General features: G+C 52.1%; 11 protein-coding genes and 1 other RNA gene. 4 read left to right on the top strand and 8 right to left on the bottom strand.

Translation table 11 applies throughout. The features are described 5' to 3' along the window. A partial coding sequence (locus BCA33_RS20520; protein ID WP_071266572.1) for a hypothetical protein occupies positions 1-1,316 on the top strand: 1,316 nt, incomplete at its 5' end. A gap of 1,027 nt (positions 1,317-2,343) precedes the next feature. On the opposite strand, the gene BCA33_RS13345 is transcribed toward BCA33_RS20520, so the two are convergent. The 3 genes from BCA33_RS13345 to BCA33_RS13355 all read right to left on the bottom strand — a co-directional run bounded on the left by BCA33_RS13345 (position 2,344) and on the right by BCA33_RS13355 (position 4,986). Continuing rightward, positions 2,344-3,183, bottom strand: coding sequence for a protein rep (locus tag BCA33_RS13345; RefSeq protein ID WP_175469789.1), 840 nt, complete (start codon positions 3,181-3,183; stop codon positions 2,344-2,346). A gap of 242 nt (positions 3,184-3,425) precedes the next feature. After that, positions 3,426-3,644 carry an AlpA family transcriptional regulator gene (locus BCA33_RS13350; RefSeq protein WP_071266578.1) on the bottom strand — a complete coding sequence of 73 codons (219 nt, stop codon included), beginning with the start codon at positions 3,642-3,644 and terminating at the stop codon, positions 3,426-3,428. Positions 3,645-3,804: 160 nt separating this feature from the next. Continuing rightward, positions 3,805-4,986, bottom strand: coding sequence for a helix-turn-helix domain-containing protein (locus tag BCA33_RS13355; protein ID WP_071266580.1), 1,182 nt, complete (start codon positions 4,984-4,986; stop codon positions 3,805-3,807). A 364-nt stretch (positions 4,987-5,350) separates the two neighbouring features. Here BCA33_RS13355 and BCA33_RS13360 point away from each other — a divergent pair, with 364 nt between their 5' ends. Then, positions 5,351-5,923 carry a hypothetical protein gene (locus BCA33_RS13360; protein WP_139173004.1) on the top strand — a complete coding sequence of 191 codons (573 nt, stop codon included), beginning with the start codon at positions 5,351-5,353 and terminating at the stop codon, positions 5,921-5,923. A gap of 13 nt (positions 5,924-5,936) precedes the next feature. Here the strand turns inward: BCA33_RS13360 and BCA33_RS13365 are convergent, their stop codons facing one another. The 5 genes from BCA33_RS13365 to BCA33_RS20845 form a co-directional block, all read right to left on the bottom strand. After that, positions 5,937-7,133: an integrase arm-type DNA-binding domain-containing protein gene (locus tag BCA33_RS13365; RefSeq protein WP_071266584.1), complete on the bottom strand. Its 1,197-nt coding sequence runs from the start codon at positions 7,131-7,133 to the stop codon at positions 5,937-5,939. 175 nt (positions 7,134-7,308) lie between these two features. Further along, positions 7,309-7,671, bottom strand: a transfer-messenger RNA (tmRNA) gene (gene ssrA / locus BCA33_RS13370). 70 nt (positions 7,672-7,741) lie between these two features. Continuing rightward, the gene (locus BCA33_RS13375; RefSeq protein ID WP_071266586.1) at positions 7,742-9,133 is read right to left on the bottom strand and encodes a wax ester/triacylglycerol synthase family O-acyltransferase; all 1,392 of its coding nucleotides are present in this window, start codon (positions 9,131-9,133) and stop codon (positions 7,742-7,744) included. A 34-nt stretch (positions 9,134-9,167) separates the two neighbouring features. Continuing rightward, entirely contained in the window at positions 9,168-9,647 is a 480-nt protein-coding gene (smpB, locus tag BCA33_RS13380; RefSeq protein ID WP_071266588.1) for an SsrA-binding protein SmpB, read from the bottom strand. Between the two features lie 3 nt (positions 9,648-9,650). Further along, positions 9,651-9,848 carry a hypothetical protein gene (locus BCA33_RS20845; RefSeq protein ID WP_217632671.1) on the bottom strand — a complete coding sequence of 66 codons (198 nt, stop codon included), beginning with the start codon at positions 9,846-9,848 and terminating at the stop codon, positions 9,651-9,653. On the opposite strand from BCA33_RS20845, the gene BCA33_RS13385 reads away from it, so the two are divergent. Together BCA33_RS13385 and BCA33_RS13390 are read left to right on the top strand one after the other, a co-directional pair. Beyond that, complete coding sequence (locus BCA33_RS13385) at positions 9,827-11,416, top strand: sodium-dependent transporter (protein WP_071266589.1); 1,590 nt, start codon at positions 9,827-9,829, stop codon at positions 11,414-11,416. The two genes, BCA33_RS20845 and BCA33_RS13385, sit on opposite strands and share 22 nt — an antisense overlap. 74 nt (positions 11,417-11,490) lie before the next feature. Continuing rightward, positions 11,491-11,940, top strand: coding sequence for a type II toxin-antitoxin system RatA family toxin (locus BCA33_RS13390; RefSeq protein WP_071266591.1), 450 nt, complete (start codon positions 11,491-11,493; stop codon positions 11,938-11,940). The last annotated feature ends 31 nt before the right edge of the window (positions 11,941-11,971 follow it).

Genomic DNA, 11,971 nt, shown 5'->3' on the forward strand with positions numbered 1-11,971 from the left:
ATCGCTGCAGCCAGTCATGGTGCGGATGTCGACTTCCTTTTGTACACGGATATCAAGAAGTTCTATCCCTCAATAACGGTAACCAGAGCATCGCAGGTTGGAAGAAACGCGCCGAGGTCGCAGGACTTGAGCACAGCTGGATTGAATTGGGTGAAAAGATAATCTGTGACCACGGCATGATTGCAGCCCATTCCGGTGGTCAGGGAATCTTAACTGGGCCTGCCTTCAGCCATTTAATCGCGAACTTGGTGATGGATGATGTCGACGAAAAGATGGAATCGGAGTTTCCTGGCCATTACTGGCGTTACGTGGATGACGTTGTAATAGCTGGCACGAGGGGCAGAACCGCGGATGGTAGGCGTCGACTCTCTGAGTTGATGGATGAGCTTGAGCTCGAACTTCACACCGGAGATAAAGACTTCAGGGTTTCAGCCACCACTTGGTTGGAAGGCGAGAACGATTTCACTAATTCAGACAGCCGCCTTTGGATGGAGCTCGTTTCGAATATTAAAAAGCTGCTCCTTTATAAACCAAGCCTAAAAGATGAGCTTCATCGGGCCTTTTCAGCCAATGGAATTAGCCTCCCGCTACTGGATTATGAAAGTGCTGTTGCAGAGTCTTCTTTTATCGAGCGGACATACGACTGGGCTAGTCGATATCGTTGGGCAAGGAGGCAGATTGAGAAGATTTCTGTGGCATCTCTGGTGCGCCAAGCTTTGTGGGCGAGAAAGGAGTATAGCGAGGCACTTAAGCGCCATTTGGAGAAAATGCCTGTGAGTGGCTTCGAGCGGAAACGAGCAATTCCCAAGCTTCGCTATTTCGCAGGCAGACTGATTTACCTTCTTCCTGATAAACAGCTGTTAGAAATGGCGGGGAACCTGGTAGAGCATCCCGAGTTATTTCTTATCGCCCGGGTTAGCAAAGCAATTGCCACAAAGGACGTAACGGAGGTTTTGAGTCTGGGCACGAACGCGGTCAACGCAGCAGCTCAGGTGCTCCGGACTGGGGAAACTCAAATCAGTTGTGACACTGATCGGTTAGATGAAGTGCAGAGCCAAGGTGCTGCTATGCTGGTGATCAATGGCCTGAGCCTCAATGATATTGAAGGGCATCGGACTCCAATCAATGATTTTTCTGAGTGGACGTCTGGCGCAGATTTAATGACCAGTAATGACCCATTTGTTCAGGAGCTAGCGTGTTTACATGGCGCCTACTCGCATCCACGGCATACTGAAATGCTCGATACTGCCTTCGATAGAGATGAGCTGCTTGCATTTGATGTAATCACGCAGCTGCAGGAATCTAGTTATTTCTGAGGCCCAGAATTAGTGGAGATTGACGTTACCGCGCCTTGAGTTGCGCCTTCAAACTCCATGGCAGCAGCTCAAGGCCTCGGTTTCCGCTCGTGGATTCCGGTAGATCTTCACCAATCCTTGACACCGAATACTCTCGCTCATAACGGAGGTCATCGGCCTGGGAGGTTTGCGAGGGCTTGAATAGCGTCCTCTGTGATCTATGCATTACCACTGTTTTCACACCTTTCATTTGCTCAACGATGTCTAGAAAGGTGGTGGGGTCAAGGTAGGGGAGGCAAGTTTCGATTATTCTTGAGACCTTTCGTTGCAAAATATCCCGATCCCGCTTTGTGGCTGTCGGTATCAAGCATGAATGTACTCCGGGCCAGTTCCCCAGGTTTGTAGGCTTAATCCAGTCATGCCTTACTCGTTGAACCAACTTTCCTTGGGTCTGTGCGTTGAACAGGTTCGGAGTGAGGTTTACTAGGCATGTGAATGTTGGTGTGACGTGGGCCTCCTGGCCTGTTGTTTGATTTACTTCCAGCCTCAGGATGCCAAGCTGATTTGCGAGTTCTGATGTATCGCATGGCACTCCTGGTAATTTGATGGCGGCCCAATGAGGGCCAAGCCGTAGATCGGTCTTTGAAGCCGGCCTGGACTCTTCGTCAATAACAGCCCGCAATGCAGATGCCCAGTTTCCGGCTCGTCTTCGCTGGCAATCTGGGCAGAATCGGTGATGACAGGCGAGCAAGTATGGATTGGCTACAACACGCTCAAAAGGATAAGTCTTCAACCTCTGCCCGCACTCACGAATCATTCTTGCTTGGTAGTCCGTCTGTTCATTTCCTTGGAAATACGCCGCTACTTCCGCAGCTGTTGGCGGTTGGTCTAGATTACTCATGGGTTCTCACTTTTGGAGGCGGATTACGAGGGGGCTGGCTATGATGCTGTTTGGCAAGAATTGTTGGAGTGGTCTTGCTAACCCCCGTGTTTGGTGTCTATGGGTGTCTATGAACTGCTATTTGCACATAGGGGCCAGCGTAACGACTTAATCCTTTTGGTAAGATCCTTGAAATGCCTCCCACTGGAAGGTTGTTGGTTTTTGCTCCAGTCGGACGTCGTTTCTATGTCGCTTTAACTCACAATCCTCCTGATGTTTCAGATCAGAAAACCAGCCACGTATTTGCCCGAACGGTTGAATCAGGTTTACATCTTTGATCTGTTCCGCCATGGAGAGGAACCAGCCTCTGTGGGGCGCATGCAAGCGGGGCTTCATGGGGTAACTGACACATTTGAGGATTTTATGGCGGAGTTCGTCGTCCTTGCCGGTCAGCCTTCTCGCACGAACTCGGGGGATAAAATGTGCTTTCAAGCAACCTTGCCACTCCTCGGCCCATCTCTCCTCTGTGACGTAGTTGTTCCCCTGGTGCATCGATGGCCGAACCTGGATAAGGCAATGAAAGTGAGGGTGGGCCGACTGGAAATCAGAAGCGCCTTGGTCGATCTCGACGAATTTGATGCCACCTAGGACATTTGCTTTCCAGAACGCTCTGTTGCTTAGTCGACGGAATGCGCCATTCATTTCGTTGATAGTATCCTTGAGGTCACTCACATGACAATTTCGAAGGGTAAGTGTTAGGGCCACCCACTTACCTGAAAGCGCTTCCGGTGTCGAATCTAGCAATTGGTGCATTCGGCTGCGCCATTTCAAACGCTTTCTCCACTGGCAAATTGGGCAGTGGCGGTGTTTGCAGTACCAAGTGTCTGTGAACGTTCCGTAGGCGCGATCAGGGTAGACTCGTAGTTGCATTGCGCATTTTTGAATTCGCAATCCATCGTGCATAGTGCTGGCGCAGGAAAGAAAGTGATCAGCTTTTTCATTTGCCATAGATTTGAGCTCTTGGCGATCTGTTACGTTTCCGTATCCATTCCATAGTGAGTTCATGGACATGGCCTCCTTGTGGCGGTGCCTGGTTGATAGGGGATCGTTTATTTGAATAGACAGCGGTTGAAGCCCCGTTTGGCGGCTATTCGCTAAGGTTTGCTGGGAGATCTGGCTATATAATCGTTGTGATTAGAAGAGCTTTGGATGTAGAGAAGTTGTCTATTAGTTATATATAAAGCAGGGAGTTAGCCGCGGTGGGCTGCACGACTGGTCAAGCTCCGCTGGTAGTCTCGTTCCTGGACGGCGTCCAATATCCAATCGTGAACTTCTGAGTCCACCCAGCCGACTGAGCGCCCACCAAGGGGGATGGGCTTTGGGAAGGTGCCTGCGGCCAAGTATTTATATATAGTCGAACGGGCTAGGCCGGTTTTTTCGATTACGTCTTTGAGTCTGAGGATGCGCATGCTTTGTTCTCCTGGATTGCTTGTTGTCCCAGAAGATCTGTCGGGCCTGTAAGGAATGATCTATAGAGAGCTATCACCGTTCTTGCTTGCCTTTCGTGAAGAAGGTCTCGGATGTATTGATGGCCGAGTGAACTGCGAAGTTGGGTTTGGAGTGCAGAGGTCACATTTGTAGGGTGATTCGCTCAAGCCTGATTTCTGAACGCTTGCCGGTGCCAGAGGGTAATATCCGATAGGTGGTATTTGGTGTGTTCAGAGTACTTGCCCGCTTGGGTAGCTTGCCCATTCTCAAGCACAGCGATGCAAGCTGGTGAGACAGTTCTTCCAGGTCAGCGCACAGGCTATAGAACATGCGTCTTTGTTCATGGCTCTTTGTCACAGTGGTATGGCGTCCTCCGCCCAGCTCGTGCACGAAGTCCTCCGTGGCGTGGTCCTGCGCATTCCTCCACACTGACTCAGAAAGGATTGAGATTGGATTGCTGAGCAATTTCGCTGCATAACGCTCGATTACACACTGGGTATACAGTTTCGCGGCAGGGCGCTTAAGGAAGGCCGGCGCATTCTGCTCCCAGGACCCCGGACTTATTCGAGTTCTCTTCATGCCAGGGGGCGTGGCGGCATGTTGTGCAGCGGATGCGAGTCGATCATTCCGCCCGGGATGGCCGAGTTTCATTGCTACTTGATTGATCTCAGTTGAGGTGCAGCCTTTGCCACGAATCGAAATTTGCTCCGTTCGAATGCCAGTGTCTCTTAGGACAGGGTGGTTGAGGTCAAGAAAATAGACAGAGCTCGGCTTTCCAAGAATGGCGCCCTCGACAAGACCCGGAATGGTTTCGGCAATGACCCCGAGCTCTTGCAACTGATTAATTCTCCTCTGAACCTGCGATCTTGGGATTCCGGCATACTTGCTGAGGTCCGCTTGGCTGGATGTCGCAACCACCCCCGAACGATCGGCCCTGGTGAGCAGCACCAACAGCAGCATGAATAGGGTGTTGTTCATTCCAGCCTGCTCAACGAGTCTTGGCTTCTTGAGTCTGTTGCTGATTAGTTTAAGACTTTGTTTTAGAAGCCGGGGTTGGAAAGGGCTCCTTTCGCCCTTCCCTTTCTCCCAACCCACCGAGCCTATTTTCCTCAGTTTTCTTGGTCGACCTTTTGGGCCTTGTTCAGCGATTTCACTTAGCAGCTCCTGATCCATGAGCTTATGCAATGCCCGAAAAGCGGCTTCCTTAGTGAATCTGAAACGTTTCGCGAGATGAAGACCGTTTTCTTTTATCAATGCAAAGCTTCCAGCATGAATTGCACTTTCGGATGCGAAGAGGAGTAGGATAAAAAAAAAGCTTTTCATCGGCTTTCAAATAGGGAATCCCTGACAGGGCGCAGCGGAGAGATGCCGATGTAAGCATTAAAATACCTATGAAAAAGCCGAATAAATAAATGGTAGCGTATTAATGTACCTATGAAAAGTAAGACTAAAGTTTATATAAAAACGTCAAAATTACGTTTTCATCATGTTTAAAAATCGTAGTAACTTAGTTTTTAGTTAGTAATTAACGTGTTTTAAACAAATTTTTACATGGTTTTGTATTAGTTTAAGCTATGTTGAAGTGACGTAATATGCAGCCGTAATAGCGAGCTACCTATTTTCTGGCTTTTTAAATCAATTAGTATTTACATCTAGTTTTGGATGGCATGGCTAAAGGGGAGGAAGAATGAGCTGGCACGGGTCTACGTTTTCAGGAATGGGAGAGGCTTCGTCTGCAGATCCGGTTAAGGTGTCGCAGTGGGTGGAAAGTGCGGATGAATTTCAGTGCAAATGGGCAGTGAAGTACTTGTGGAATCAGGCCGTCCCTGGTGGCTCTCTCGACCTCTATTTGGGAGAGTTGAGTCGGGGTCAGCTTGCTGGCCTGGTTGAATGGATGCTTTGTGCTGACGGTGACAGTTATGGAGGGTCGACCTTCCCTATGCCAATTAATGGAGTGCGTCTGCACGGAGAAGAGTATTTTGCCAAAGCAAGGAATGCATGGAATCAGCGAGTAAATAGACAGAAGAAGGCGTCGCAATCCAAAAACACGATAGTTGTAGACCCAGAAACGAAGAGTAAGATTCGAAAGTTAGCGTCAGAACACAACCTTAAGGATGGCGAATTCTTGTCGATTCTGATCGATCTAATGTCTGAGCGTCGCGGGGCGGTAGAAGGGATCATCCGGCAGAGAAAAGAGGCTAAAAGGGCTGCAATTGCATCGGATCTCGGTATTTTTAGCGGGTTCGGAGACTCTTTGTAGTGGAACGATGTGTTTAGCTTTCACGGAGCGTATCCAGATAGTTCGCCCAGACTTGCATCATCAACCGGCGATCATCTAGAAACTCTGTTCGGTTGTATGCCCTTCCATGCATATCGGCAACGCGGTGCCCTAGCTGCATCTCAATCAGGTGCACGGGGTATTTGAGCTCTTCCTGGAGCAGCGTCCGTGCCAGAGCTCTGAAACCGTGAGCCGTCATCCTCCCACCGTATCCCATCCGGTCCAGTGCAGCCTTGATTGCCACGTTGCTCATGGGCCGTTTTGCATCCCTGGCATTTGGGAACACATAGGGGCTCCTGTGCATGGTGACTGGCTCTACGGCGCGCAGTATGGCGATTGCTTGGTCTGATAGTGGCACTATCAAAGGTGCGCCGTTTTTGGTGGTAGGGAGCTCCCACTGTGCTTTATCAAAATCGATCTGCTCCCAGAGCATCTGCCGAGTATCTCCCGGACGTGTAAACAACAATGGAGAAAGCCTCAAGGCGGCTGACGTAGCAAAGTGGCCTTGGTAGGCATGAATGTCTTTCAGCAGCTGTGAGACCTCATCGGGGCGAACCAGCGCATGCTGGTGTTTCACTTGTGTGTTGGGTAAGTAACCGGTCAGATCGCGGGTAACGTCAGAGTCCACCCGCGATGTTGCAACTGCATACCGGAACACCAGACTGATGAGGGTTTTGACCCTGTGAGCGGTCTCTGTGTTGCCTTTTTTGACAATGGCATCTAAAACTTGCAGGACATCTGCAGGCTGAATGGAGCGGATAGGGCGCCTGGCCAGCAGCGGAAAGGTGTAGATCTCCAGCCTTCTCCAGTTCCGAACTGCATGCGCCTCCGTCACTTCAACGAAGTGCTTCTGCTTGTACCAATCCTCACAGAGCGTGCGAAAGGTATTCTCGCCGTCGGATGCCCGCTGTGTGGACTCCCGCTGTCGGTGAGCGCTGGGGTCGGTGTTCTGCTGGAGTAATGCCCTGGCCTCATCACGGGCCTGGCGCGCAGCTGCGAGAGAGACTTGTGGGTAACCGCCAAGCGATAACGTCTTCTCGTTACCCGCAAAACGATACCTAAACCACCAATATTTGGACTCACCCTTGATAACCAGTGTCAGGCCGCCACCATCTGCCAGCTTCCGTATCTTCTCGGAACCTTTGGCATTTTTGACTTCAGTAGCGGTGAGTTTATCGCGTGGGCGGGCCATGACTGTCCAGTTTGTGGGTAACGAGGTCTGAAAAAGCTGTGTTACCCACAATGTTACCCACAAGTGAGCGTGGATGCCAATGGATCAATATGGATGTGACAGGCATAAAAAAGCCCCGTTTACGGGGCTTTGGGGCGTTTCAGTGGATCTCGCTGGACCTCCTGAAACTCTTGGTTGGTGGAGACGGCGGGAATTGAACCCGCGTCCGCCAGCACTATGCCTTGAGATCTACATGTTTATGTCCTTCTATTGATTTAACCTCAAGCGACCCGAAGGCCAGGGTGCAAGAGGCGAGTTCTTTAAATCTTAGCCGTTAGACAGTGAACTCTGGATAACGGAGCATCCCGTAAGCGATGACGTCCTGAAATGTAGCTCTGGGCTACGGGCGACCCAGTCAGGACGACTAGCAGCTTACGCTGCTAGTGAGTAGTTTTCGTCGTTTGCGACTATTGCATTGCAGCTTTGGATTAACGAGATTGGCTGCCATCTCGACATGCACCCAAGGGTTCGCCACCAGCGTCGAAGCCATGTCGTCCCCTTGCTCACAGTATATGTGGGTGTCTAGCCCAACTTCAAGGTCTCTTTGTTGCTGTTTTGCACAAGCCGGCCTATAAGCCGGCTTGTGCCGCGTGGCTCAGCGCTTTAAAGCTTTCGCGGAAGTAGTCCATCACGACATTCGGGTCGGCATGAATGGCTTTGTCTACGGTAATGCCGAACTGCACTGTGCCGGCGTAGCTGAAAATACTCATGCCAATGCCGATGCTGCCGCTTTGTGGCACCCAGAACATGGGCTGCAACAGTTTGCTACCAGCCAGGTATACCGGTTCCTTTGGCCCGGGTACGTTGGTGAGTACCGCCGAAGCCTTGCTGCTAAGCAGGTCCAACGCGCGCCGCTCCAAAACATCCGGGCCGCGCCCGAATAGATCCAGCAAGCTGTAAGTAACCTGCGCTTGATAGGACTGCTTGAGCCGGGTCATGTTTTCCTGAACCTGGCGGAAGCACATAACGGGATCAGCAATTTCCACAGGCAGGCATACCAACACTAAGCCGAACTGGTTTCCCAGTGTTTCGATGGGCTGGTTAAGCGGTCGCAGGTTGAACGGTACTGCGACACGGATGCCGCAATCCGGGATAGCCTCTTTGCTCGCTTTAAAGTGCTTATGGAGCGCGCCGGCCGCGGCACTCAGCAATACATCATTGATGGTGCCGCCTAGTGCTTTGGCGCAGGCTTTTACTTCTGCCAGGTCCAGCGGTTCCGCCCAGGCAACCTGTTTGCGCCCCGAAAGCGTGTTCTTCAGGCAGGTGTCTGGCTCAAAGGATGAGAGCCCGAGTTTGAGAAGGTCTGTCGCAATGCCGCTGGCGGTGCTGGCAAGTTTCAGGGGGTAGTTTGGTTCTTCCCGAACGGACTGCATGAACAGTCGGGCCTGATGCGTCGCTGCTTCGGTGGTATCAAGGGCGCGGTGCAGGAACCGGGGTATAGGTGAGCGCGCGGGCTGCTTCCAAGGCCTGACTGAAGGTGTCTGTTGTTCGTCGGGTTCAGGTGTCTTGTCGGTGAGGGAAAGGAGAACCCTTACCAGTGATATGCCATCGGCAATGCAATGATGGATGCGAATCACAAGTGCGCAGCCGCCTTGGTAATTGTCGATGTAGTGGATTTGCCAAAGGGGGTGGCGCAGGCCCAGCGAGGTGCTGTTTAAGTCACTGGTCAATGTCTGGAGTTCCGCTTTGCAGGCCGTTCCCGGGAGTGCGACTCGGTGCAGGTGGTTGTCAAGATCAAAAAGTGGATCGTCTTGCCAGTAAACCTTGTCGCCCTCATCAATAATGCACTGTCGGAATCTCTGAAAACGCAAAAACCGCTCATTGAGGATGTGCTTCAGACGGCTGATGGCGATCGGTTTATCGAATACCAGCACCGCCGAGATCATCATCGGATTACGTGGGGTGTCCATCCGCAACCAGGAGCGGTCAACCGCCGTCATCAGAGTCCGTTTGACTGACATAAGCTCTCCCCGTTTAGTGCACCGGAACTAAAGATCAGGCGGTGTTGTCCCGCAGAATGCGCTGCTTCTGGCGATCCCAGTCGCGCTCTTTCTCGGTTGCACGTTTGTCGAATAGCTTCTTGCCTTTTACCAGTGCAATTTCACACTTTACTTTGTTGCCCTTCCAGTACAGTGCCATGGGCACGCAGGTTTGGCCCGCCTGACTCGTTTCCACGATTAGCTTGGCCAGTTCTTTGGCGTGCAATAGCAGCTTTCGCGTGCGGGTAGGGTCGGCAATAACGTGGGTGGATGCTTCGGTAAGGGGCTGAAAATGCCCGCCCAGTAGAAACGCCTCGCCACCTTTCAATAATACATAGGCGTCGGTTATCTGAGCCTTGCCAGCCCGAAGCGATTTTACTTCCCAGCCAAGCAGGGCAATCCCCGCCTCAAAGCGTTCTTCAATATGGTATTCGTGTTTCGCCTTTTTGTTCAGGGCGATGGTACTGCTCGGCGTACCAGGTTTTTTCTTGCTCATGAATCAATTATCCGGGTTCGGACGAATGAACGGGCCGACCGGGTGCAGGTCGGCAAAAGGGGCATTGTAGCTCAGGAGTGCCAGAGTGGTCACGAAATGGCCTTCAAAGGCGCGGCTGGCTCGTGCGTAAAGGAGTCCTTCGGCTACAATATCGGCCTCGACACTTTTCAGGGGCGAAAATGCCGACGCCGTACCAGACACCTATCGGGTCTTTTACCCGTAAATCAACCTTCTTCTGGGCCGCAGTAGGCGCAACAGTGGGTTTGGCTAACCTATGGCAGTTCCCCTATTTGGCGAGCCAGCACGGTGGCGGGCTGTTTATTCTGCTTTATCTCGGCTGTTTGCTATTGGTGACTTTGCCCTTAATGGTTACTGAGGCTGCCGTTGGTCGTTATGCCCGCCATGGGGTTGTGTTGGCAATGGACGGCCTGATTCGTAGTGCAAAACGTTCGAGAGCGTGGATGGCTGTTGGCCGGCTCAGTATATTGGGTGCTTTTCTGGTGCTGTCGTTTACCGCCGTTTTCGGGGCCATTGCGCTGGCCTACGTGTTTTTTGGTGCAATGGGCCGGTTTTCTGGAGCGGGTCAGGCGGAAGCAACTGAAATTCTTGCAGGATTGGTTTCCGACCCACGAGAATTTCGCGTATTTATGGGCTGGCATGCTTTCTTTTTGGCTATGGTTTTGTGGGTGTCTGGGCAGGGCGTGGTTGGCGGACTGGAGCGAGCGTTCAGAATTGTTGTGCCAGGCACGCTGGTGCTCTTGTTGGCACTGTTTGGGCTTGCTGTTGGGTACGGTAGAATCGACGGCGCTATCAGCCAAATGCTGGAGATGCACCCGCAGGATCTCTCTTGGCAAAGCCTGAGCGCAGCCCTGTTTCATGCATTCTATACATTGGGGTTAGGTATGGGTGTGTGGGCTGTTCTGGGTGCATACACCACACCGGACACGCAGCTTAAACGATCCATCCTTGCGGTTGTGCTGATGGACACGCTGGTCGCGATTCTGGCCGGGCTGATGATTTCTTCCATGGCGACGGAAAGCGATATGTTTGCTGGCCAGCATGGGTTTGGCCTGTTGTTTGTTTCGCTCCCGCTTACCCTTGCAGAACTTCCTGCTAGCCAGTTTTTTATTGCTGCCGTCTTTCTCTTGGTGGTCATGATTGTCTGGGCAACCGCGCTGGCGCTGCTGGAGCCTGTGGTGGGATGGTTTCGTGAGTGGATCGGGGCGCCCAGAGGGCTCACGGTTGTTCTGGTGGGCCTGGCGGTATGGCTTGCAGGGTTGGCTTCCTTGTTTTCGTTTAATGTTTGGGCCGAATTTCAGCTGGGTGGCGCAACGGTGTTTCGGTGGTTGGAGCTGATAACCGGGGGGGTGATGATTCCCCTGATGGCCGTCCTGATAGCGTTCTTTACGGGTTGGTGTCTCACGCGCAACCTCTCGCAAACCATGGTTGGGTCGGCACCCAGGCTCTTTAGTGCTATTTGGTTTTGGGTTATGCGCCTGGTGCTGCCTCTGGTTGTCGCCTATATCGGGGTTCATTACACGGCAGCTTCATTATTAAACCTGTGCGACAACGGCGGTAAGGCATTCTGGTGCGAGCCTGCACCGGGCCCGGTTTCTCGCGAAGAACGTGAAACCTCCCAGGGCGCGGGGGGCGCGAAGGCAAGAGAGCTGTTGCCGGCAGAGCAGGGGCCTTCGAGCGAGCTTAACGAACAGCAATCGACCCCTGAAAATGCCCCTAAAGACGACGATATCCTTTATCATAGCGTCTGATTGCAGCTATGTGTGTACCTCCTGAGTCTGCAATCGTTCTTAACGTGTGTTTGTATGCAGGACAACCGGTTCCAATGCCCCATCAGATTGATAAAACAGCCCTGGTTATGCACTCCGCCGAGCGCATGTTCCACTTGGTTAACGACATTGCCCGATATCCCGAGTTTCTCCCGTGGTGTGCGGGTGCCGAGGTTCACCAGCAGGGCCCAGAACAGATTATGGCGTCGCTTGAAATTGCCAAGGGCGGGGTGCGCCACACGCTTACCACCCGCAACCAGCTTCAGATGCCAGAAGCTATTGAAATGAGCCTGGTAGACGGGCCGTTTCGCAATCTTACAGGGCGCTGGCACTTCAAGGCGCTGGATGATAATGCCTGTAAGGTTATTCTGACACTTGAGTTTGAGTTCTCAGGCACGCTATCACGAATGACGTTTGGGCCTGTTTTCAACCAAGCGGCCACAACCATGGTGGATGCATTTTGTCGTCGTGCAGACGATATCTACTCGGGGAGTGTCCAATGCTGAAGATTGAGGTGGCTTATGCCCGGCCCGACAA

It is taken from the genome of Marinobacter sp. AC-23 (assembly GCF_001858325.1).
Taxonomy (GTDB): domain Bacteria; phylum Pseudomonadota; class Gammaproteobacteria; order Pseudomonadales; family Oleiphilaceae; genus Marinobacter.

Coding starts and splice junctions, on each gene's coding strand:
- BCA33_RS13345 (WP_175469789.1), bottom strand. CDS start 3,183: ATGGCAAATGAAAAAGCTGATCACTTTCTTTCCTGCGCCAGCACTATG.
- BCA33_RS13350 (WP_071266578.1), bottom strand. CDS start 3,644: ATGCGCATCCTCAGACTCAAAGACGTAATCGAAAAAACCGGCCTAGCC.
- BCA33_RS13355 (WP_071266580.1), bottom strand. CDS start 4,986: ATGAAAAGCTTTTTTTTTATCCTACTCCTCTTCGCATCCGAAAGTGCA.
- BCA33_RS13360 (WP_139173004.1), top strand. CDS start 5,351: ATGAGCTGGCACGGGTCTACGTTTTCAGGAATGGGAGAGGCTTCGTCT.
- BCA33_RS13365 (WP_071266584.1), bottom strand. CDS start 7,133: ATGGCCCGCCCACGCGATAAACTCACCGCTACTGAAGTCAAAAATGCC.
- BCA33_RS13375 (WP_071266586.1), bottom strand. CDS start 9,133: ATGTCAGTCAAACGGACTCTGATGACGGCGGTTGACCGCTCCTGGTTG.
- smpB (WP_071266588.1), bottom strand. CDS start 9,647: ATGAGCAAGAAAAAACCTGGTACGCCGAGCAGTACCATCGCCCTGAAC.
- BCA33_RS13385 (WP_071266589.1), top strand. CDS start 9,827: ATGCCGACGCCGTACCAGACACCTATCGGGTCTTTTACCCGTAAATCA.
- BCA33_RS13390 (WP_071266591.1), top strand. CDS start 11,491: ATGCCCCATCAGATTGATAAAACAGCCCTGGTTATGCACTCCGCCGAG.